A 20,453-nucleotide genomic window follows, 5' to 3' on the forward strand; every position below is an offset into this window, starting at 1 on the left:
GAGGCATCGAACCGGCAGCGATTATCCAAAGGGCGCACCCGTTCGCGCAGGCGCTCGAAGACATCCGTACGGCATACCCCGGGTGTCCCCCGGACGGCCCCGGATACCGGACGCCGTCCGGCGGGCCACATCCGTCCGGACCGCCCAGGATGGGAGGAGCCCGAAGGGCGCTTCGCGACGGAAAGGGCGGCCCGGCGGAACAGAGGGAGACGCTCATGGTGCAGGACACCGGCGCTCCTGCCGTCCCCCGTGAGGACGGGGCACGGCGGACGGTCCTCGTCGCGATCGGCGCGCTGCTGCTCGGCCTGCTCATCGCGGCGCTCGACCAGACCATCGTCGCCACCGCGCTGCCCACGATCGTCAGCGAGCTCGGCGGCCTCGACCACCTCTCCTGGGTGGTCACCGCCTACCTCCTGGCCTCGACGGCCGCGACTCCCCTGTGGGGCAAGCTCGGTGACCAGTACGGCCGCAAGAGACTGTTCCAGACCGCCATCGTGATCTTCCTGATCGGGTCGGTGCTGTGCGGCGTCGCGCAGAACATGGGCCAGTTGATCGCCTTCCGGGCTCTCCAGGGGCTGGGCGGCGGGGGCCTGATCGTGCTGTCGATGGCGATCGTCGGCGATATCGTGCCGCCCCGCGAACGCGGGAAGTACCAAGGCCTGTTCGGCGCCGTCTTCGGCGGTACGAGCGTCCTCGGACCGCTGCTCGGCGGGCTGTTCGTGGACCACCTCAGCTGGCGCTGGGTGTTCTACGTCAACGTCCCCGTCGGCATCGTCGCGCTCGCCGTCATCGCCGCCGTGCTGCACATCCCGCGCCGCCGCACCCCGCACCGGATCGACTACCCGGGCACCGCCGTGATCGCCGCGGTCGCCGCCTGCTTCGTCCTGATGACCTCGCTCGGTGGCGTCACCCACCCCTGGGCCTCGTGGCAGATCGTGGGATGCGGCGTCCTGGGTGTCGTACTGCTGGGCGCGTTCCTCGTCATCGAGCGCCGGGCCGCCGAACCCGTCCTGCCGCTGCGCCTGTTCCGCAGCCGCACCTTCACGCTGACCGCGGCCATCGGCTTCGTCGTCGGCTTCGCGATGTTCGGCCCGATGACGTACCTGCCGACGTTCCTGCAGGTCGTCCAGGGGGTGACACCGACCATGTCCGGGGTGCACATGCTGCCGGTGGTGGCCGGGATGCTGCTCGCCTCCACCGGCTCCGGGCAGCTCGTCAGCCACACCGGCCACTACAAGGTCTTCCCGATCGCCGGCACCGGTGTCACCGCGCTCGGACTGCTGCTCCTGCACCGGCTCGAACCGTCCAGCGGGGTCGCGGGGATGAGCGCCCGCCTCTTCGTCTTCGGCTTCGGGCTCGGCCTGGTCATGCAGGTGCTGGTGCTCATCGCGCAGAACGCCGTCCCCTACCGGGACCTGGGCGTCGCCACCTCCGGCGCCACGTTCTTCCGCTCCATCGGCGCCTCCTTCGGGGTGTCCCTCTTCGGCACGCTCTTCACCAGCCGGCTCCGGCCGCGGATCGCCGACGCCGTCGCCGGAGCCCACCTGCCGCCGGGCGTCGACCCGTCCAGGATCGCCGAGGATCCGCGGACCGTCACCCGCCTGCCGCCCGGTCAGGCCGCCGGGGTCCTCAACGCCTACTCCGTCTCGATCACCGACGTCTTCCTCTACGCCGTCCCGGTCGTCCTGGCCGCGTTCGTGCTCGCCTGGTTCCTCAAGGAGGAGCCACTGCGCAGCAGCGTCACCGCCCCCGACACCAGCGAAGTGCTCTCCTCCAACCCCGTCGAGCGGTCCTCGCACGACGAATGCGCCCGCGCCCTGTCCACACTCGGCAGCAGGGAAGGCCGTAAGCACATCTACGAGAAGATCATCGCTCGGGCCGGGCTGGACCTCGGACCGGCGGCCGGCTGGCTGATCCTGCGCATCCACCGCTACGGCGCGGTGGAATCCGCGCTGCTCGCCGAGCGCTGTACCGTCCCGCCGGCGGTGCTCTCCGCGAGCATCCGCCAGATCGAGGAATGCGGACTCGCCACCCGTGACGGGCAGTTCCTGCGGCTCACCGAGCGCGGACGGGAGGTCGCCGGCCGGCTCGCGGCGGCCCGCCGGCAGTCGCTCGCGGAGATGCTGGGCGACTGGTGGACCCAGGACCGGCCCACCGATCTCACCGCACTCGTCCGGGAGCTGACGACGGAGCTGTGCGGCTCGGACGCGGAAGAGCCCCGCCACGGCCCCGCCCGCCGACCGTTGCCCCGCACCCCTCCGCACACACCACAGCCACCTGACCTGGCGAAGTGAACTTTTCCGAAGGCGAGTTGGCGGCTCAGGGCCGCCGACTCGACGACTCAGGGCTGCCGACTCGACGGCTCAGGGCTGCCGACTCGACGGCTCAGGGCTGCCGACTTGGCGGCTCAGGACCGCTGTCGGGGCGGGCGCCTGGCTGGTGCGTGCGCACATCCGTCGCGGTGATGCGTGCGCACAGCCGTCACGGAGTTGACGGCCCGGGCCCTCCCGGCCGGTCAACGCCCCTCGTCCAGCCGCTTCTCGAAGAAGATCTCCGCGTAAGGGTCCTCGTGGTACGGATCGATCTCCACGAAGCCGTGCCGCCGGTAGAGCGCGACGGCCTCCACCAGATCCCGCCGGGTGTCCAGCCGGATCCGCTCGGCGCCCAGCTGCGCCGCGACCCGCTCGGCGGCTGTGAGCAGCACGCCCGCGCCACCCCGGCCGCGCCGGTCGGCCCGTACGAACATCTGCTTGAGCTCCGCGGTCCGTGCGTCCAGCATCCGCACGCCGACGCAGCCCGCCGCCACCGCGCCGTGGCGGGCCACCAGCAGCCTGCCGTGCGGCGGCGTCAGATCGGTGCTGGGGTACTCGGCCACCCCCTCGTCGATCTCCTGCGGAGTCGAGCGGCGGCCCTCGTGCAGGGCGAAGTAGCGGTCCGCCACCTCGGTGTAGTACTCGCGCAACAGCGCCTCGGCATCCGGCGAGCCGACCGGCTCCGCGGAGACGGCCCAGGGAAGGCGGAGGGCGGCGGCGTCACTCATGCCGCCATTGTGGCGGCCGCTGCGGCACATGGCGCAACGGTTTTCCGAGTGACGCCGCCGAGGTCGCTCAGCCCTGCTTCGGACCGGTCTGCTGCACCACCTCGAAGGACCACAGGGTGGACCCGGACGCGGCAGGCTTGGGCCGCTCACCGCCCGCGTCACCGCCCTGCTGGTGCGCGGCCTTCATGGGACCCTCCATCCACGCCTGGAACGACTCCTCGTCCCGCCACCGGGTGTAGACGAGGTACTGCTCGGTGCCCTCCACGGGGCGCAGCAGCTCGAACCACTCGAAGCCGTCCGAGGAATCCACCGTCCCGGCGCGCGACGCGAAGCGCTTCTCCAGCACCTCGCGCTGCTCGGCGGGCACGGTCAGCACATTGATCTTGACTACGCTCATGCCCCCATCTTGCCGCACGGCCGCCCCGCGGCCACGAGCGAGGCGCGCCGCCTGCGCGATGGCGATTCCGTGGCAACTTCCGCGGCCCGGCGGAGCGGCCTATCAAGTACGCGGGATCCAGATATCAAGCCTTCGAAGGCCCCAAGGGCAGCGCAAGAGCTACTGCCGTGCGAGGTCCCACGGGGGGTTCGGGGGGCGTCGGTACCAGTACCACGCGCGATCGGTGATCGGTGTGCCTGTGGCCCTGGCGAGGTTTTCCCCGCCGTCTTCGTGGGTGAGGGAGCGGTACGTCCGGTCCACCTGTTCCGTGGCTTCCCTGACCCGCTGCTGGTCTTCCGGAGAAAGCTGTGCGATCACGGCGTCGAGTTGGTCGCGCAGTTCGAGGTCCTCCACATACATCGAGGCCGGGTACCACGACGAGGGAGGCCAGTCTGCTGCCATACGGGCTGTGAGCCGTTCCCAGTTGACCAGGGGGTAGAAGGCCTCCCGCTGAGGGTGGCCCTTGGGGACACAAGCATCGGTGATGGGGGTTGGCAGCCGCAGAGGTTTGATGATCTCTGGGATGGGCCGCACTTCCGCTTCGGGAAATGCCGGGATGAAGATTTCGGAGACGGCGACTGTCCACCGTGGAGGGTCGTCTTCCGACTCAATGGTGTTGATGTAGCACACGTCCCCTTCGGGAGTGGCGGCACGGTCGATCCACGAGATGTCCGGGTAGTCGGAGGAGAAGACGACGACGATGCCGAGCGAACGCGCTACGGTCAGTGCGAGGACCTCCTCCGTGAGCTGCGATGCGTCGTCGTCGGAGGTCGCGATGGCCAGCGACCAGCTGAGATCTCCGCTGAGCGGCGCATACTCACAGGTGACGGAAGCATCCCAGTTCCGCGAGTCGAGATCCCACAGGTCGCAAATGTCGACCTCGGAAATGGGGAGACCGAAGAACGAAGCGAGGACCGGGGCGATTCGATCAGGTATCCTGTCGCCGGTCGTGAGCAGTGTGCACATCATGAGGTGTACATCCTATACAGGTCAATCGCCGTCTGAATGGCGCCGGGTTCCTTTTGGAACTGTTTCGCGTTGGCGAAGAATTTCTCCAACTGGCTCAGGTCGCCGTTGACGCGCATTATTTGCCCCAGAGCGCCGTATTCGGCGCGGGTCAGAGTGACGAGCCCCGGCCCGGACTTCGGGAATACGGTACCGCTTGGTTCGATCGTGTAAGAACGGCCATTGATCTCATATACCTGGTCATCCGGGTTCCATCTCGCTTTACCGGCGGCTATATCCGCGATCTCTTGTTTGACTGCCTCGTTGTGTCCCGGAAGGACAACGGTGTTTTCATTATTTGGAGTTCCGCGCTTGACCCCGCTCCAGAAGTGCCGCGGATGTGGACTCCTGAGGGTCTTGCCCCGGGCGGCTCCTGGGATGTTCTCGCTTGCTTCCCAGGAGGATCGGCCTCCCGAACCAGCCGACTTGCCGGCTCCGGCCGCCCCTTCAGCGTTACGCATCAAGGGACCGGCCGGGCCGACTGGCCCCTCGCCGGCCATGGCCAGCCGCGGGCCGCCCAAGTTCGGCATGGATATCTCAAAGTTGCGCAACGGGTTTGTGAAGTTGTCCAGGCCGTCCAGCTTCATCTTGCCGAGGACGTTCTTGACCCCACCCGCGTCGGCAAGGGCCTCGGCGCCGCGTCCGGCTGCGCCGAAAGCACCACCGAGGAGCATGCCGGAGGTGCCGGCGTTCTCGACTTCGGCGAGGTTGATGCCCTTCTGGTCGCCGAGGAGGTTCCGCCCGCCCTGGGCCACGACCACGTCTACGGTGATGGCCTCGATGCCGCCGATCGCTGCGGTGGCCAGGACGGTTCCTGCGATCTCGGCAACCGTGGCGGAGACAGCAATACCGGCCGCACTGGACGCCGCGAGGATTTCCGCCGTTGCCGCGCCGGCGGCGGCTTCGCTGATGCCGCCGGTGAACAGCGCAAGGGCTGTTCCTGCGACGATGACGGCACCGGCGATCTCCAACTCGTGCTCGAGCTTCTTCTTGGCTTCTGCTATCTGGTCCGCGAACTTGTCCAGCGCCTTGGCCATGTCCTGCGCCGCATCGGCAACGTCGTCCAGATAACCCTTGCCGCCACCGTGGTACTTACGCCAGAAGGATGCGAAAGCCTCGATCGACTGGCCCTTGTTGTTGTCGATGACATCTTGCGCCGACTTGTGCGTCGCCCAGGTGATGTCCTTTACGTCGTCGGCGAAGGTCCGCCAGGCCCGTGCGGCTTCCCGAAGCTTGTCCTCATCACCCTCCGGCCACCACATGCCGGTGAGGTCCTGGACGATCTCCTTGGCCTTGTCCCCGGAGCTCAATGCCCACCGCCGCCGTGGTGCTTGAAGGCTGAGGCGTTGGAGTGATCCGCGGCCTCGTGGTTGTCGGCCATGTCCTTCATGGCTTTGGTGATGCTGCTCAGCCCCTTCACCAAGGCGCGGGCGGCGCGCTCGACCTCGCTGCGATGCGGGCTGTAGACGTGCTCGAACTTCTTCCCTTGCTCGTCGTCCCCCCAGGGCGTTCCGAGCGCATCGAGTGAGTGCTTCAACTTCTCTGTCGCTTTTGCCAAGGCAACAGATTCCCTGTGAAATTTCGGCGCTTCACTCTTCAGTTGATGTGTGTCTATGTCGAACCCAGAAGCGGCCATGAGTCCCCCTCAACGCTCATCTCAGTCCGCTACGAACCCACCCTGCACCACTGACAGTGCACTTAGTTGGCCTGCGGCCTCAACCCGTTAGCCGACTTCGCCGTGATTGCGCATGTCACGTCCGATCGAATGCAGCCAAGGCGTGGCCAGAACTCGTCAGTGTGGTGTCTTGTTCAAGTAACGCAGAGGACTGCTGAAAGGGGTGATGACGCATCGGGCTGGTGTTCTGTTTATCCCAACGGAGCAGTGATTCGAGCCTGTCGGGCGCTTGCCGTGAAGCGTTTGGACCCCAGTCGGCCTCACGGCCGTGCATGGAGTGGTACGCGCGCACGGGTGAGGCCTGGTGGGGTGTGCCTAGGGTGCGTGCCTCGACGGCTCCTTGGCGCTGTACGGGCCGAGCGGAACTCAGGGCAAGGCCTGCAGGCTCGGTTGTTCAGTTGTCCAGTTGTTCAGCCGTGCAGTTTCAGGCCCTTGGTGATTTTGTCGATGATGCCGCGTGGGCCGTGGACGGCGAGTCCCACCAGGTCGAGGTCGGCGATGGGCACCGCCCGTACCGCTGCCCGGTTGTCGTCGTCGTTTCCCGTGCGGAACATGTCGGCGGTGTACAGGGCGGTCGGTACGCCGCGGCTGAGGGCACGGGCGTGGGTACGGGACAGTGCCCGGGAATCGGCGGTGTAGCACAGCACCGGCTCGCGGAACAGCGCCAGGTAGTCCTGTCCGGAGGCGTCCTCGTAGGGCTTGCCCATGATGTCGTCACGGACGTGCGCGATACCGCTGGCGAGGAAGGCGGTGACGTTCAGCTTCTGCCAGACGGCGAGGTCGTCCCGGACGATCACGGCGATCTTGGTGTCGAAGCGGGCCGGGGCCGGGACCGGGGCGGTGTCAGGGGATGCGGTCGGGGTCGTGCCGGGGGATGCGGTCGGTGCAGTCGTCATACGGGGAGTGTCGTCCGGCATCCGGACGGCCGTCTTGAACGCTGGTGCGGCGCGGCAGACTGGACTGATGAGCAGGCAGCACGGCGGGGACTGGGCGCGCTACTGGCGCGACCCCGAGCGGCCCCTGGAAGCGATGCATGCGCACTTCGTCCGCCATGTCTTCCACCCGCACAGTCATGACGCCTACTCGTTCGCCGTGACGGAGACCGGCGCCCAGCGCTTCACCTGCCGCGGTGCGGGACACACCAGCGCGGCCGGCATGGTGATGGCGTTCAATCCGGACGACCCGCACGACGGCGAGTCCGCCGTCGAACTCGGCTTCACCTACCGGATCATGCACATCGGCCCGGACGTGGTCCGCGACGTTCTCGACGACGTCACCGACGGCCGGGGCGCCATGCCGCTGTTCGCCCGTCCGGTCGTCGACGACCCCGTGCTGGCCCGCGCCCTGCGCCGGCTGCACCCGGCACTGGTCGGCGGCGCGGACCCGTTGGTGCGGGAGGAACGGCTCACCGCGGCCGTCGAAGCCATGGTGCGGCGCAACGCGTCCCGCGGCGCCACACCCGCAGGACCGCGCGAACTGCCCCCGGGCGCACAGGCACCGGCGGCGCGCCGCGTCCGCGAGCTGCTGATGGCGGCCTACGACCAGCCGCTGTCCGCGCAGGACCTCGCCGATGCGGCGGGCTGCAGCCGCTTTGCGCTCTACCGGGCGTTCCGGGCCGAGTACGGCATGGCGCCCAGCGACTTCCAGCGGCTGCTGCGGCTGCGCCGCGCCCGCACGCTGCTCATCGACGGCCGGCCGACCGCCGAGGCGGCGACCGAGGCCGGCTTCGCCGACCAGGCGCACTTCCACCGCTGGTTCGTGCGCTGCTTCGGTGTCACGCCGGGTGCCTTCCGCGGGGCCGGGGCCGGGGCGCGGACGTGAGGCGCGTGATGTGAGGCGCGTGATGTGAGGCGCGTGATGTGAGGCGCGTGATGTGAGGCGCCGCCTGACGTGAGGTCGAAGGCGTGAGCCCGTACACGTGAGGCGGTAGACCTGAAGCGGTAGACCTGAGGCCCTGCACAGCACTCCGCCCCGCCGGTTGGGCCGGCGGGGCGGAGTGCAGCGGCAGTGCTGAAGGACCCGGTTGGGCCGTCGTCTGCCGGGGCGCGCGGTGCGCTCCGTGCGGTGTGCGGTCAGGCTGCCGAACCGGCCGTGGCCGCGTTGCGGACCTCGCGTGCCTCCGCCTCGGTCTCGACCGCCGGCGGGGAGCCGGGCAGCGGCTTGCGGGCGCTCTCCGGCATCAGCAGGACGGCGATGCCGCCGATCACGGCTGCCGCCATCATGTAGTAGGCGGGCATCATCTTGTTGCCGGTCGCGCCGATCAGGGCGGTGACCACCAGCGGCGTCGTCCCGCCGAAGAGCGACACGGACACGTTGAAGCCGATCGACAGCGAGCCGTAGCGCACCTTGGTCGGGAACAGGGCGGGCAGCGCGGACGGCATGGCCGCGGTGAAGGTGACCAGCAGCAGTCCGAGGGCGGCCATGCCCAGCGCGATGGCGGCCAGCGAACCCTGCCGGATCAGCAGCAGGGCCGGCACGGACAGCACCAGGAAGCCGGCGCAGCCCGCGCCGATGACCGGACGGCGGCCGAAGCGGTCGGTGAGCCGGCCCGCGAACGGCTGGACGCCCATCATCAGGACCATCACCGCGAGCACGACCAGCAGTCCGTGCGTCTCGTCGTACTTGAGCTCCGAGGTCAGGTAGCTCGGCATGTACGACAGCAGCATGTAGTCCGTGACGTTGAAGACCAGGACCAGCCCGACGCAGAGCAGCATCGACCGCCACTGACCGAAGATCATCTCGCGGATGCCGATCCGCTTCTCGGCCTCGCGACGCGCCTTCTCCTTGGTCCGCGCCTCCTTCTCCAACTGGGCGAAGGCCGGGGTCTCTTCCAGTCGCATCCGCAGGTAGAGGCCGATGATGCCCATCGGTCCGGCGATCAGGAACGGGATGCGCCAGCCCCAGGAGTTCAGGTCGTCGGTGGACAGCAGCGCGGTCATCAGCGTGACCAGGCCGGCGCCGCCGACGTAACCGGCCAGAGTGCCGAACTCCAGCCAGCTGCCGAGGAATCCGCGCTTCTTGTCGGGCGCGTACTCGGCGATGAAGGTGGAGGCGCCGCCGTATTCGCCGCCGGTGGAGAAGCCCTGTACCAGGCGGGCGACGAGCAGCAGGATGGGCGCCCCGACGCCGATTGAGGCGTAGGACGGGATCAGGCCGATGGAGAAGGTGCCCGCGGCCATCATGATCATGGTGATCGCCAGGATCTTCTGCCGGCCGATCTTGTCACCGAGCGGCCCGAAGACCATGCCGCCGATGGGGCGGACCAGGAACGCTGCCGCGAACGCCCCGAACGTCGACAGCAACTGCGCGGTCGGATTCCCGGACGGGAAGAAGACGTGTCCGAGGGTGACCGCGATGTAGCTGTACACGCCGAAGTCGAACCACTCCATCGCATTGCCGAGCGCGGCCGCCGACACGGCACGCTTGACCATCGCGGGATCGACGACGGTCACCTCGCCCGATGGCTGCTGTGCCGGATCCCCGGCCCGCTCACTTTGCGGATCGGATGCGGTATCGGCACGGCTGCCGACGGGGTTACGGGGCCCGGGGGCGACGGTGGAATGCGTCGGCACGTGCTCGCTCGCCTGCGCTCTCTTTGGACGACAACATGACTCCGCCCGCCACGGGGTGGCGGGCCAAAGCCCGCCGTGGAGCGGCGGGCAAAGGTCGACCATAGGGGCAGACCGGATCATCACGGACAGTGCGCGGACGACCGCGCAGGTGGCCGTATACCCGCTCCTTGCTGGGTAAACGCCCTGTCGCGCGGCAATCCACGGCACTTATGTCTGTGATCCATATCGCGATGATCCGCTGCAACCTTCGGCGGATTGTGAGGTGTGCCACGTGTGGGTGGGCCCTGTGTGCGGGGGAAGAGGGGGTGGGCCCGGACGGTGCGGAAGCGGCGCGGGCCGGCATGGAAGCGGCGCGGCGGCACACTTCCGACCGCCGCGCCGATGTGGATCGTCGCGTTCCCTCAAGGATCAGCCATGACCCCCGGCCCCGCCACTCGGGCGCGGTCCCGGCGCCCGCCATGGCCCGCGGCCACGCCCCCTCGCGGCCACAGCCCCGGCATCCACGCCTCAGGGCGTCCATGCCTCAGGGCAGCCGCGCCTCACGGCATCCACGCCTCGTACGACATGACCTCCCCCGACTTGATCCTGAAGTCCGGCGCGTCCTTGGTGAAGGTGATCTCCAGCCCCAGGAGTTCGCCGGTGCGCGCGTCGAGGATCACCATCTGGCGGGTGGAGTTCGCGGCGCCGTCGGGCCCGTCGTACACATACGCCTGCCCGCGCCGGCCCAGCCGGTCGGTGACCACGCCGGCCTGCCGCAGCCCGTCCGCTTCGGCCAGCATCCGGACGATGGCGGCCGTCTCGCGCGGCCCCGGCGTCCACTGCTGGCGGAAGGAGGAGAGCGCCGACAGGAGTTCCGGGGTCGTACGGGTGCCGCCGGGACCGCCGTACAGCCATGACAGCTGTTCGCGCAGTGCCGCGGGGTCGGTCGACGGCCTCGTACGGGAGGCGAGGCCGCTGTGCTCGGCCTCCGAGCCCGCCGGATAGGTCTTGCGGTGCAGCACCTTGCCGTCGCTGACGGTCTGCCAGTGGCCGTCGTTGTCGTGGATCACCGGGCGGCCCGGGTGCCGCGGGTCGGTGGCCACGGCCAGTTCCGAGCCGCTGCCGTCGTCGTGCCAGCGGGTGATGCGCTCCTCGGGCACGGTGACGGGCGGATCGGCGTCGGGGCCCGATTCCATGCTCATGTACCAGCTCTGCAGATGACTTCCCCGGCTCGGCCCGTCCGCGGCACCGGCCGCCCGCGCCCTGGCCTCCGCCCTGCGGGCGAGGACGTCCAGCGAGACGGACGGCGCATCGGCGTGCAGGGCGAGGGCGACGGGCGCCGCGACGGCGGGGCCGCTGCCGGCGCCGGCGAAGGTGAGTACGAGGCCGGCGACGACGGCCGACGACACGGCGGTCAGGCCCAGCACCAGACGGCGACGGCGGACGGGACGCGGACGGCCGCGGGTGATCGCGCTCGCGCCGGTCGTCAGTGCCTGCAGGCGGGCCTCGGCCGACGCGGTCAGCGGGCGGTCGCGCCAGGGCCCCTCCTCGGCGGAGACGGGGTCGGCCTGCCGCAGCAGCTCCAGTTCCTCAGTCATGGCGGCGGCCTCCGGCTCGGGTCGGTACGGGGTGGTGGGTCACTCTGGGCGGTGTGGGTGGTGAGGGGGCCTGCGCGGCTGGTGAGGGGGGCCGCGCAGGGGGAGATGGTGGCTGCGCGGGAGGTGCGTCGAGCCGTGACGGGGGCGCGTCGAGTCGTGACGGGGGCCCGTCGAGTCGTGACGGGGGCGCGTCGAGTCGTGACGGGGGCCCGTCCGGCCGTGATGGGGGCCCGTCCGGCCGTGACCGGGGCGCGTCGGGCCGGGCGGCGCCTCTCTGCCGCATCCGCTCGATCTGCGTACGGAGCCGGCCGCGTGCCCGGTGCAGCCGCATGGCCGCCGCGCTCCGGCCGCAGTCGAGCGTCACCGCCAGCTCCTCGACGGTCAGTTCCTCCCAGGCCGTCAGGCGCAGCACCTCCCGGTCGGCGGGGGAGAGCCGGGCCAGCGCCTCGTGCACCCAGGAGCCGGGCCGCTCCGCGTCCGGGCTCTCCACGGTCTGCTGCTGGTGCGCCGCCTCGTGGTTGCCGAGCCGGTGCAGCAGCCGCCGGTAACGGCCCAGCCCCCGCACCGTATTGGCCAGACAGTTCCGGGCCACCCCGTACAGCCAGGGCAGTGGCGCGTCGGGGAGTTCGGTGCGGCGTCTCCAGGCTATGGAGAAGACCTCCGCCACCACTTCCTCGACCTCGTGTGCCTGCCCGTCCAGCCGTCGCGCGACGAAGCGGCTGACCGCCCAGTAGTGCGCGCGATAGGCCTCGGCGAAGGCGTCGTCCGTGCTCATGAACCCTTGGTGTCCGGCATGGCCCCGATCGTCACACCTCCCGGGGTGAGACTTGCCACCGGCCGTCAGGGCCCGTCGGTCCCCGCCCCCTGTGACGTCCGCTGCGGCTGCGGACACCTACGGGGCATGAGATCTCCCGTGAAGTGGCTGACGACCACCGACCACAAGACGATCGGCACGCTGTACCTGGTCACCGCCTTCGCGTTCTTCTGCGTCGGCGGAGTGATGGCGCTGCTGATGCGCGCCGAGCTCGCCCGTCCCGGTCACCAGTTCCTGTCGAACGAGCAGTTCAACCAGGCGTTCACGATGCACGGCACGGTCATGCTGCTGATGTTCGCGACGCCGCTGTTCGCCGGCTTCGCGAACTGGATCATGCCGCTGCAGATCGGCGCGCCCGATGTCGCCTTTCCCCGGCTGAACATGTTCGCGTACTGGCTCTATCTCTTCGGTTCGCTGATCGCGGTGGGGGGATTTCTGACGCCTCAAGGGGCGGCGGACTTCGGCTGGTTCGCGTATGCACCGCTCTCCGACGCCGTGCATTCCCCCGGTATCGGCGGCGATATGTGGATCATGGGTCTGGCCTTCTCGGGCTTCGGCACGATCCTCGGTTCGGTCAACTTCATCACGACGATCATCTGCATGCGGGCTCCCGGCATGACGATGTTCCGGATGCCGATCTTCACCTGGAATGTGCTGCTGACCGGTGTGCTGGTCCTGCTGGCCTTCCCGGTGCTGGCGGCGGCGCTGTTCGCACTGGAGGCGGACCGTAAATTCGGGGCGCACGTCTTCGATGCCGCGAATGGCGGCGCATTGCTCTGGCAGCACCTCTTCTGGTTCTTCGGCCATCCAGAGGTGTACATCATCGTCCTGCCGTTCTTCGGCATCATTTCCGAGGTCATTCCGGTGTTCTCCCGGAAGCCGATGTTCGGTTACATGGGTCTGATCGCGGCGACGGTGTCGATTGCCGGTCTGTCGGTCACGGTGTGGGCGCACCACATGTATGTGACGGGCGGTGTGCTGTTGCCGTTCTTCTCGTTCATGACGTTCCTGATCGCGGTGCCGACCGGTGTGAAGTTCTTCAACTGGATCGGCACGATGTGGAAGGGCTCGCTGTCCTTCGAGACGCCGATGCTGTGGACGATCGGCTTCCTGATCACCTTCACCTTCGGTGGTCTGACCGGTGTCATCCTGGCCTCGCCGCCGATGGACTTCCACGTCTCGGACTCGTACTTCGTGGTGGCGCACTTCCACTATGTGGTGTTCGGTACGGTCGTCTTCGCGATGTTCGCGGGTTTCCATTTCTGGTGGCCGAAGTTCACCGGCAAGATGCTGGACGAGCGGCTGGGCAAGATCACCTTCTGGACGCTGTTCGTGGGCTTTCACGGCGCCTTCCTCGTCCAGCACTGGCTGGGCGCCGAGGGCATGGTGCGGCGTATCCCCGACTATCTCGCCGCGGACGGATTCACCGCCCTGAACACCGTCTCCAGCATCTTCTCCTTCCTCCTCGGGCTCTCCCTGCTGCCGTTCTTCTACAACGTCTGGAAGACGGCGAAGTACGGCGAGAAAGTCGGGGCCGACGACCCGTGGGGATACGGCCGCTCGCTGGAGTGGGCGACGTCCTGTCCACCACCGCGGCACAACTTCCGCACCCTGCCGCGCATTCGCTCCGAATCCCCGGCGTTCGACCTGCACCACCCGGAGATCGCAGGGGGCAGGGAGGCCCTGGCGGATGCCGCCGGGAAAACGCCCGCCACCGGCATCGGGGCACGTACATGAGCCGAGGGGACGCGGAGGAGCGAGGGAACGCGGAGGGGTGGGGACATGCGACGGGGTGAGGAAATGCGACGGGGTGAGGAAAAGCGACGGGGTGAGGAAATGCAGGGGGACCAGGCCATCAACGAGATCGAGGGTTTTCTCCTCTGGGAAGCGGAGAAGGACCGGACCCGCACTCGCGCCCAGGCCTTCTGTGCCGGCCTGCCCTGGCTCACCGACTCCCAGCGGCGGGAAGTGGAGGGGCGCTACTGCCAGGACCAGCGCGACACCTCACGCGCCTACCTGGAGCGCATCGCCGTCCGCAGCGCCACTCTGCGGACCGAATACGAAGGCGTCTACCGGGCCTTGCGGCGACGGCTGATCACCGGGTTCCTGAGCGGCACGGTGGCCGTGGCGGCGCTGGTGACCGTTGCTGCCGCCGGCCTGGCCGTACGGTGAGCGAGGCGACGGTCCACTGGGCGGCGGGAACGGGCGGACGTCCCCCGGGGGCGCGAACGGAGGGAACGTCTCCCGGGGCGGGAACGGGTGACGTCCGCGTACAACGGCCCGTCACCCGTCACCGTGACCCGTCCGCCGCTCAGCCCGTGACGGTGATCTGGGACGCGGGGTCGGTGGTGTCACTCACCTTGTAGACGGCGTTGAAGGTCGAGGTGGTGGCGCTGGTGGGGCAGCCGAAACCGCCCGTCACCTTCACCGGCACCTGTGCGTTGGTGAAGCCGAGGGTGGAGGGAGCGCCGTTGGTCCAGGTGCCGTTCACCGTTGCCGCCGAGGTGGGGGCCGCGGTCACCGTGCAGGACGCCAGGCCGCTGGTCTTGAGCACGAAACCGCCGGTGGGGATGGTCAGTCCGGCGGTCACCGGTGCCCCGTTCTGCATGGCCACGCCCCAGCTGCCGCCGGTGGTGACGCTCGCGCTGACACCCGGCATGCTCGTCGAGCAGGAGCTGTAGGTGGCCGGAGTGGTGGAGCTGCTGACCGGGCCCGCCGGGTTGTGGTTGCCGGGCGCGGCCGGAACCTGTCCGCTGGAAGAGGAGACCGTACAGGTGACGGTCACCGAACCTGCCTTGAAGGTGGCCTTGCCGCTGAGCGCGGCGGTGAAACTGTGGCCCGCGGGGGTCACGGTCGTGGACGCTGCCGGGTCGGAGGGTGTCCCGGCGGGCTGTGCCGTCGCCGAGCCCGTCATGGCGAGCGACAGGCCGAGGGCCGCGACGACCCCGGTACCGGCGGTGAGCAAGGCGCGCTGACGGGGTGTGTGCCGGGCGGGCTGCGTCATGGTCATCGTGGGTCTCCTTCGAGGGGTGGGGTGCCGGAGGGAGCGGTGCGGCGGGTGGGGTGCGGGCAGCGCTCCGGTTCCGTACGCGGGCAAGGCGTGGGGATGCGCGTACGGGGTGCGCGTACGGGGGGTGCGCGTACGGGCGGACGCCGACGGGTGGCGGCGGGCTTACGGTTCGCTGGGGGCGGGCGCGCCGCCGCCGGGTTCGGCAAGGGCTCCGGGTTCGGTGAGCGCCCCGGGTTCGGCAATGGTCCGGGGTGTGGATACGGTCCCGGACTCGCCAACGGCCTTGGAATCAGCGGCAGTTGCGGCAGTTGCGGCAGTTGCGGCAGTTGCGGTGGTGGCGGCGGTTTCGGGTTCCGTCGGGGCGACCGGCTGCCAGGCAAAGATCATCGAGCCGCCGAGAATCCCGATGATGGTGCCGATCAGAAAGCCGCCGAGGTTGGACATCACCAGCGCGGCCGCCGCGCACAGCACGGTGAGCACGCCCGCGAGGCCCCGGTAGTGCGGCGCGAACCACGCCGAGAGCCCCATCACGATCATCACCAGCCCCATCAGCACCGACGGGATACCCGCGATGCCCTGTTGCAGCATGATCTTCAGTGGTGCCAGCGGGATGGCGCAGATCTCGGCGCCGGCGAGGACGGCCGCCAGACCGCCCCAGAAGGGCCGCCCCCTCCGCCAGCGCCGCCAGGTCAGAAGCATTCCTTCTTACCCTTGGAGATCTTCATATTGAGGCCGGACAGCTTGAAGGTCCCCGCGTTGGTGGCCCACGCGGTCTGCCGGAGGCTGCTGATGTTGATGTCATCGGCCTGCTGGGCGAAGAGGTCCTGCATGCCCTGGGCGCTGTCCGGCCCCTTGTCGAGGGTGGAGGCGTCCCGGCCGATCTCGATCTGGTGGAAGGTTGCATTGCCGGAGAGCTGGGTGGCGTCCACGAAGAGATTGGTCGCCTCGACGGGCTTGCCGCCCGTACCGGCGCTGAGGTTGAGCGAGATATCGCCGATGACCGGCAGGTGGGTGACGACCGACTGGCACAGGTGGTTCATCTGCGCCGACTTGATGGCGGTGACGGCGACCGGCAGGAGGTCTCCCCTGGCGTTCGCGTCCACACCGCCGTACTGGGCGAACCCGTCGCCCTTGAGGCTGTCGGCGGACACCTTGAACTGCTGCCCCGAGACGGCGAATGACGCCGCCAGCGCCCCGTTGGCCAGGGCGATGCCCAGGGCGGCGGTGCCGGCGAGGGCCGGAACGGACAGCACGGCGAACTTTCGCCAGCTGATGCGTCCCGTGACAGGTCTGCCGTGTGCGTCCTTCATGATGGTATGTCCCCTTCGAAGAGCGGTGGAGCGCACTGTCGAACGCGTGGGGGTGCGGAGACGCGAGGTGCGGGTGCGCGAGGTGCGGGTGGTGCTGGAGTCGCGCGGGGAGCCGGACCGGGCATCCATGGGGGACGTCGCGTCGTGCGGCTCGGGGGTACGCGGTGTGTCGAACGGTGCGCGAAAAGGCCGAACTACCAATTGTTACTGGCGAGTTGAATGTAAGTCTGCCCATGGCGGCTGGCAAGGTTGAGGGCGGAACCGTTTTCGGACATACCGTCGGTCCGGCTTTCACCGCTCGCCGCTCGCCGCTCGCCGCCGGCCGCCCTTCGCTCGCCACCGGCCGTTGCGCCCGTCGTCCGTTGCACCCGTCAGCTCAGCCGTAGTGCACCTGAAGCTCCTTGACGCCATTGATCCAGGCCGAGCGGAGCCGGCGCGGGTCGCCCGCCAGGCTGATGTCGGGCATGGCGTCGGCGAGCGCGTTGAAGATCAGGTTGATCTCCAGGACCGCAAGGGACTTGCCGAGGCAGAAGTGCGGCCCGCCGCCGCCGAACCCCAGGTGGGGGTTGGGGTCGCGGGTGATGTCGAAGACCTCGGGGTGGTCGAAGACCTCCGGGTCGTGGTTGGCGGAGGAGTAGAAGATCCCCACCCGCTGGCCCTTCTTGATCTTCGCTCCGCCCAATTCGGTGTCCTGGGTGGCGGTGCGCTGGAAGGAGACCACCGGCGTTGCCCACCGCACGATCTCCTCGGCCGTCGTCCCGGGGCGCTCGCGCTTGTAGAGCTCCCACTGGCCGGGATGGGTGAGGAAGGCGTGCATCCCATGGGTGATGGCATTGCGCGTCGTTTCGTTGCCGGCCACCGCCAGCAGCAGCACGAAGAAGCCGAACTCGTCCGAGCCGAGATTCCCCTCGTGCTCCGCCGCGACCAGCCGGCTGACGATGTCCTTGGCCGGGCACTCCTTGCGCGCCGCGGCGAGGTTCATGGCGTACGAGATCAGCTCCATGGCCGCGTTGACGCCGACCTCTTCGGTGATGGCCAGTTCGGGATCGTCGTACGCGATCATCTTGTTCGACCAGTCGAAGATCCGGGCCCGGTCGTCCTGGGGGATGCCGATGAGTTCCGCGATGGCCTGGAGGGGGAGTTCGCAGGCGATATCGGTGACGAAGTCGCCGGAGCCCTTCCGGCGCGCCTCGGTGACGATGCGCGCCGCCCGCTCGCGCAAGGCGTCCTCCAGGGCGCGGACGGCGCGCGGGGTGAAGCCGCGCTGCACGATCTGGCGGACCCGGGTGTGCTCGGGCGGGTCCATGTTGAGCATGATCAGCTTCTGGACGTCGATCTGGTCGCGGGTCATGGACGCCTGGAAGCGGATGATCGAGGTGTTGAGGTTCGCGGAGAAGAGCTCCGGCTTGGTGGACACCTCTTTGACGTCCTGGTGACGGGTGACCACCCAATAGCCGTCGTCACCGAAGCCGGCGATGCCGTGCGGCTGGGCGTTCCACCACACGGGCGCGGTCTGCCGCAACTGCGCGAACTCCGGAAGCGGAACGCGGGACTGGTAGACGTCGGGGTCGGTGAAGTCGAACCCTTCGGGCAACGCGGGGCATGGCATCGGCGACTCCTGGTCCATCCGGCGGCCGGCGTCCGGCGTATCGATTTCTGACGGGGCATCAGATATGGGTCGCGGTGAAGGTAGTGACGAGTTCTGCAACTGGCAAGGGCCGTGGCGACTCCCTTTCCGGACAACAGCGTTGCATGCCCCTTGCGCCCCGGGGAGTGGCTCATAAGACTGTGGCAGAACTAGAACGCGTACTAGTTCTTCTTCCGTGGGTGCCGGGACGCCCCGCGGACGCGAGGAGAGGACGAGTCAGTCATGGCCGCGGAACCCGTCATCGTCGAAGCAGTACGCACCCCGATCGGCAAGCGCCAAGGCGCGCTCGCCAACCTCCACCCCGCCTATCTCCTGGGCGAGACCTACCGCGAACTCCTCGCCCGTACGGGCATCCAGCCCGACTGTGTCGAACAGATCGTCGGCGGCACCGTCACCCACGCCGGTGAACAGTCCATGAACCCGGCACGCAACGCCTGGCTGGCGATGGGCCTCCCGTACGAGACCGCCGCGACCACGGTGGACTGCCAGTGCGGCTCCTCCCAGCAGGCCAACCACATGGTCGCCAACATGATCGCGGCCGGCGTCATCGACATCGGCATCGGCTGCGGCGTCGAGGCGATGTCCCGGGTGCCACTGGGCAGCGGCTCCAAGCACGGTCCCGGCAAGCCCTGGCCCGACGAGTGGAACGTCGATCTGCCCAACCAGTTCGAGGCGGCCGAACGCATCGCCCGCAAGCGGGGGCTGACCCGCGGGGACGTCGACGCGCTCGGCCTGCGCTCCCAGGAGCGGGCGGCCGCGGCCTGGGCCGAGGAACGCTTCAAACGGGAGACGTTCGCCGTCCAGGTCCCCACCACCGAGGACGAACAGGCCGCGGGCCAGGGCATGTGGCGGCTGGTCGACCGCGACGAGGGGCTGCGCGACACCAGCCTGGAGGCCCTGGGCGGCCTCAAGCCCGTGATGCCGACCGCCGTCCACACGGCGGGCAACTCCTCACAGATCTCCGATGGCGCCGCCGCGGTGATGTGGGCCTCCAAGCGCATGGCACGCGCCCTCAAGCTCAAGCCGCGGGCCCGCATCGTGGCCCAGGCGCTGGTCGGCTCCGATCCGCACTTCCATCTGGACGGCCCCATCGACGCCACCCGTGCCGTGCTCGGCAAGGCCGGGATGTCCCTCAGGGACATCGACCTCGTCGAGATCAACGAAGCCTTCGCCTCCGTGGTGCTCTCCTGGGCGCAGGTCTTCGAGCAGGACCTGGAGAAGGTGAACGTGAACGGCGGCGCGATCGCCCTGGGCCACCCGGTCGGCGCCACCGGCGCGCGGCTCCTGACCACCGCACTCCACGAACTCGAACGCCGGGACAAGGAGTTCGCCCTGATCACCATGTGCGCGGGCGGGGCACTGGCTACGGGGACGATCATTCAGCGGCTGTAGTGCCTGCCTGCGGCCTAGCGGTTTCTCTCCCCCCGGCGGGATCGGAAGAAAAGGAGACGGGGACGTCGAAGGCCGCCCGGCGGGTGGCGCGGCGCAGGGCCCTGAGGACGGTGCCGCCCAGTGTGCAGGTGAGGAGCACGGTGACCAGGGCCCGGGGGACGTCCCAGCCCAGGGACGTGGCGAGGCAGTAGGCGAGGTAGCGGGCGAGGTTCTGGTCGAGCGGGTCCCCGGGGACGAAGGAGACCCCCGAGGCCATGCCGCCGATGTAAGGCCAGCCCTGAAGGTTCATGACCAGGCCGTAGAGGAGGGCGGAGACGGCTCCGTAGACGGCGAGCACGGCCAGTTCACGGCGGCCGCGCAGCCTCCCCCAAGCTCTCGGCTTCGCGCGAGCAGGGGGGTCCCCCATGGCCCCCGGCAGCAGGCCGGCGCCCATCGACACCCACCCCATCGACAGCATCTGGAACGGCATCCACGGGCCGACACCGCCGGTCAGCAGCGCGGACGCGAACATCGCCACCGACCCCAGCACGAACCCGAAGCCGGGCCCGAGCACCCGCCCCGACAGCACCATCAGAAAGAACATCGGCTCGATACCGGCCGTCCCCGCGCCCAGCGGGCGCATCGCGGCCCCGGCCGCGGCCAGGACGCCGAGCATCGCGATGGCCTTGGCGTCCAGGCCGGTGTCGGCGATGGTCGCCACGACCACGGCGAGCAGCATCGGCAGCAACGCGGCGAACAGCCAGGGCGCGTCCCGGGAATGCGCGAGCCCGGACGCGGAATCGGCGAGCAGCGGCCACCCGAAGGCCATCACGCCGATGGCCGAGACGAGGACCAGCGCGGCGACGGAGCGGGGACCGAGCCGTACGGCACGGACCTGGCGGCCGGGCCCGGTGCGCGGCCCGTCGCCCTCCGGCCGGTGCGGGGGTGCGCTCATGCGGGGCCTCCGGGGTGTGTGCTCTCGCGGTGGTCTCCGG

18 protein-coding genes and 1 pseudogene are annotated in these 20,453 nt (G+C 69.2%); 5 read left to right on the forward strand and 14 right to left on the reverse strand.

Annotated features, from left to right (window positions below; genetic code table 11):
* The first annotated feature begins 215 nt into the window (after positions 1–215).
* On the forward strand, positions 216–2,294 hold the full coding sequence (locus ABZ851_RS07300) for an MFS transporter (protein WP_361123323.1): 2,079 nt from the start codon (positions 216–218) through the stop codon (positions 2,292–2,294).
* Between the two features lie 221 nt (positions 2,295–2,515).
* Here the strand turns inward: ABZ851_RS07300 and ABZ851_RS07305 are convergent, their stop codons facing one another.
* The 6 genes from ABZ851_RS07305 to ABZ851_RS07330 form a co-directional block, all read right to left on the reverse strand.
* Positions 2,516–3,040, reverse strand: a complete 525-nt coding sequence (locus tag ABZ851_RS07305; protein ID WP_361123326.1) for a GNAT family N-acetyltransferase — start codon at positions 3,038–3,040, stop codon at positions 2,516–2,518.
* A gap of 67 nt (positions 3,041–3,107) precedes the next feature.
* On the reverse strand, positions 3,108–3,437 hold the full coding sequence (locus ABZ851_RS07310) for an antibiotic biosynthesis monooxygenase (RefSeq protein ID WP_311627787.1): 330 nt from the start codon (positions 3,435–3,437) through the stop codon (positions 3,108–3,110).
* Between the two features lie 159 nt (positions 3,438–3,596).
* Positions 3,597–4,445 carry a hypothetical protein gene (locus tag ABZ851_RS07315; RefSeq protein ID WP_361123331.1) on the reverse strand — a complete coding sequence of 283 codons (849 nt, stop codon included), beginning with the start codon at positions 4,443–4,445 and terminating at the stop codon, positions 3,597–3,599.
* Positions 4,442–5,791 carry a WXG100 family type VII secretion target gene (locus tag ABZ851_RS07320; protein WP_361123334.1) on the reverse strand — a complete coding sequence of 450 codons (1,350 nt, stop codon included), beginning with the start codon at positions 5,789–5,791 and terminating at the stop codon, positions 4,442–4,444. Before ABZ851_RS07320 ends, ABZ851_RS07315 begins: the two co-directional genes overlap by 4 nt.
* Positions 5,788–6,117 carry a hypothetical protein gene (locus ABZ851_RS07325; protein WP_361123337.1) on the reverse strand — a complete coding sequence of 110 codons (330 nt, stop codon included), beginning with the start codon at positions 6,115–6,117 and terminating at the stop codon, positions 5,788–5,790. The genes ABZ851_RS07320 and ABZ851_RS07325 overlap by 4 nt, the downstream gene beginning before the upstream one ends.
* A 449-nt stretch (positions 6,118–6,566) precedes the next feature.
* On the reverse strand, positions 6,567–7,052 hold the full coding sequence (locus ABZ851_RS07330) for a DUF2000 domain-containing protein (RefSeq protein WP_361123340.1): 486 nt from the start codon (positions 7,050–7,052) through the stop codon (positions 6,567–6,569).
* 67 nt (positions 7,053–7,119) lie between these two features.
* On the opposite strand from ABZ851_RS07330, the gene ABZ851_RS07335 reads away from it, so the two are divergent.
* Positions 7,120–7,977 carry an AraC family transcriptional regulator gene (locus ABZ851_RS07335; protein ID WP_361123343.1) on the forward strand — a complete coding sequence of 286 codons (858 nt, stop codon included), beginning with the start codon at positions 7,120–7,122 and terminating at the stop codon, positions 7,975–7,977.
* Between the two features lie 251 nt (positions 7,978–8,228).
* Here ABZ851_RS07335 and proP read toward each other — a convergent pair whose 3' ends face one another.
* The 3 genes and pseudogenes from proP to ABZ851_RS07350 all read right to left on the reverse strand — a co-directional run.
* Positions 8,229–9,608, reverse strand: a complete 1,380-nt coding sequence (proP, locus tag ABZ851_RS07340; protein WP_361123799.1) for a glycine betaine/L-proline transporter ProP — start codon at positions 9,606–9,608, stop codon at positions 8,229–8,231.
* Between the two features lie 659 nt (positions 9,609–10,267).
* On the reverse strand, positions 10,268–11,305 hold the full coding sequence (locus ABZ851_RS07345) for a CU044_5270 family protein (protein WP_361123346.1): 1,038 nt from the start codon (positions 11,303–11,305) through the stop codon (positions 10,268–10,270).
* 274 nt (positions 11,306–11,579) lie between these two features.
* Positions 11,580–12,080: pseudogene (locus ABZ851_RS07350) on the reverse strand (sigma-70 family RNA polymerase sigma factor); the annotation flags it as partial.
* Positions 12,081–12,206: 126 nt separating this feature from the next.
* Between ABZ851_RS07350 and ctaD the strand changes: the two are divergent.
* Both ctaD and ABZ851_RS07360 read left to right on the forward strand, forming a co-directional pair.
* Positions 12,207–13,856, forward strand: coding sequence for a cytochrome c oxidase subunit I (gene ctaD, locus ABZ851_RS07355; RefSeq protein WP_361123349.1), 1,650 nt, complete (start codon positions 12,207–12,209; stop codon positions 13,854–13,856).
* A gap of 99 nt (positions 13,857–13,955) precedes the next feature.
* Positions 13,956–14,291, forward strand: coding sequence for a hypothetical protein (locus ABZ851_RS07360; RefSeq protein ID WP_361123352.1), 336 nt, complete (start codon positions 13,956–13,958; stop codon positions 14,289–14,291).
* A 139-nt stretch (positions 14,292–14,430) separates the two neighbouring features.
* Here ABZ851_RS07360 and ABZ851_RS07365 read toward each other — a convergent pair whose 3' ends face one another.
* The 4 genes from ABZ851_RS07365 to ABZ851_RS07380 form a co-directional block, all read right to left on the reverse strand.
* On the reverse strand, positions 14,431–15,129 hold the full coding sequence (locus ABZ851_RS07365) for a hypothetical protein (protein ID WP_361123355.1): 699 nt from the start codon (positions 15,127–15,129) through the stop codon (positions 14,431–14,433).
* Positions 15,130–15,291: 162 nt separating this feature from the next.
* Positions 15,292–15,828: a DUF6114 domain-containing protein gene (locus tag ABZ851_RS07370; RefSeq protein WP_361123358.1), complete on the reverse strand. Its 537-nt coding sequence runs from the start codon at positions 15,826–15,828 to the stop codon at positions 15,292–15,294.
* On the reverse strand, positions 15,819–16,439 hold the full coding sequence (locus ABZ851_RS07375; protein ID WP_336051364.1) for a DUF6230 family protein: 621 nt from the start codon (positions 16,437–16,439) through the stop codon (positions 15,819–15,821). The genes ABZ851_RS07370 and ABZ851_RS07375 overlap by 10 nt, the downstream gene beginning before the upstream one ends.
* 376 nt (positions 16,440–16,815) lie before the next feature.
* The gene (locus ABZ851_RS07380) at positions 16,816–18,048 is read right to left on the reverse strand and encodes a cytochrome P450 (protein WP_361123362.1); all 1,233 of its coding nucleotides are present in this window, start codon (positions 18,046–18,048) and stop codon (positions 16,816–16,818) included.
* 261 nt (positions 18,049–18,309) lie between these two features.
* Here ABZ851_RS07380 and ABZ851_RS07385 point away from each other — a divergent pair, with 261 nt between their 5' ends.
* Positions 18,310–19,479, forward strand: a complete 1,170-nt coding sequence (locus tag ABZ851_RS07385) for a steroid 3-ketoacyl-CoA thiolase (protein WP_361123365.1) — start codon at positions 18,310–18,312, stop codon at positions 19,477–19,479.
* On the opposite strand, the gene ABZ851_RS07390 is transcribed toward ABZ851_RS07385, so the two are convergent.
* Complete coding sequence (locus tag ABZ851_RS07390) at positions 19,463–20,413, reverse strand: ECF transporter S component (RefSeq protein WP_361123368.1); 951 nt, start codon at positions 20,411–20,413, stop codon at positions 19,463–19,465. The genes ABZ851_RS07385 and ABZ851_RS07390 overlap by 17 nt on opposite strands.
* Positions 20,414–20,453 lie beyond the last annotated feature (40 nt).

Origin of the sequence: Streptomyces sp. NPDC047049 (assembly GCF_040643995.1) — a bacterium.
Lineage (GTDB): Bacteria > Actinomycetota > Actinomycetes > Streptomycetales > Streptomycetaceae > Streptomyces > Streptomyces mooreae.

What these genes read in the sequence shown, in the direction of transcription:
- ABZ851_RS07345 (WP_361123346.1), bottom strand. Translation starts at nt 11,305, where the DNA reads ATGACTGAGGAACTGGAGCTGCTGCGGCAGGCCGACCCCGTCTCCGCC.
- ABZ851_RS07310 (WP_311627787.1), bottom strand. Translation starts at nt 3,437, where the DNA reads ATGAGCGTAGTCAAGATCAATGTGCTGACCGTGCCCGCCGAGCAGCGC.
- ABZ851_RS07305 (WP_361123326.1), bottom strand. Translation starts at nt 3,040, where the DNA reads ATGAGTGACGCCGCCGCCCTCCGCCTTCCCTGGGCCGTCTCCGCGGAG.
- ABZ851_RS07375 (WP_336051364.1), bottom strand. Translation starts at nt 16,439, where the DNA reads ATGAAGGACGCACACGGCAGACCTGTCACGGGACGCATCAGCTGGCGA.
- ABZ851_RS07370 (WP_361123358.1), bottom strand. Translation starts at nt 15,828, where the DNA reads ATGCTTCTGACCTGGCGGCGCTGGCGGAGGGGGCGGCCCTTCTGGGGC.
- ctaD (WP_361123349.1), top strand. Translation starts at nt 12,207, where the DNA reads ATGAGATCTCCCGTGAAGTGGCTGACGACCACCGACCACAAGACGATC.
- ABZ851_RS07360 (WP_361123352.1), top strand. Translation starts at nt 13,956, where the DNA reads ATGCAGGGGGACCAGGCCATCAACGAGATCGAGGGTTTTCTCCTCTGG.
- ABZ851_RS07330 (WP_361123340.1), bottom strand. Translation starts at nt 7,052, where the DNA reads ATGACGACTGCACCGACCGCATCCCCCGGCACGACCCCGACCGCATCC.
- ABZ851_RS07325 (WP_361123337.1), bottom strand. Translation starts at nt 6,117, where the DNA reads ATGGCCGCTTCTGGGTTCGACATAGACACACATCAACTGAAGAGTGAA.
- ABZ851_RS07390 (WP_361123368.1), bottom strand. Translation starts at nt 20,413, where the DNA reads ATGAGCGCACCCCCGCACCGGCCGGAGGGCGACGGGCCGCGCACCGGG.
- ABZ851_RS07335 (WP_361123343.1), top strand. Translation starts at nt 7,120, where the DNA reads ATGAGCAGGCAGCACGGCGGGGACTGGGCGCGCTACTGGCGCGACCCC.
- ABZ851_RS07380 (WP_361123362.1), bottom strand. Translation starts at nt 18,048, where the DNA reads ATGCCATGCCCCGCGTTGCCCGAAGGGTTCGACTTCACCGACCCCGAC.
- ABZ851_RS07315 (WP_361123331.1), bottom strand. Translation starts at nt 4,445, where the DNA reads ATGATGTGCACACTGCTCACGACCGGCGACAGGATACCTGATCGAATC.
- ABZ851_RS07300 (WP_361123323.1), top strand. Translation starts at nt 216, where the DNA reads ATGGTGCAGGACACCGGCGCTCCTGCCGTCCCCCGTGAGGACGGGGCA.
- ABZ851_RS07365 (WP_361123355.1), bottom strand. Translation starts at nt 15,129, where the DNA reads ATGACCATGACGCAGCCCGCCCGGCACACACCCCGTCAGCGCGCCTTG.
- ABZ851_RS07385 (WP_361123365.1), top strand. Translation starts at nt 18,310, where the DNA reads ATGGCCGCGGAACCCGTCATCGTCGAAGCAGTACGCACCCCGATCGGC.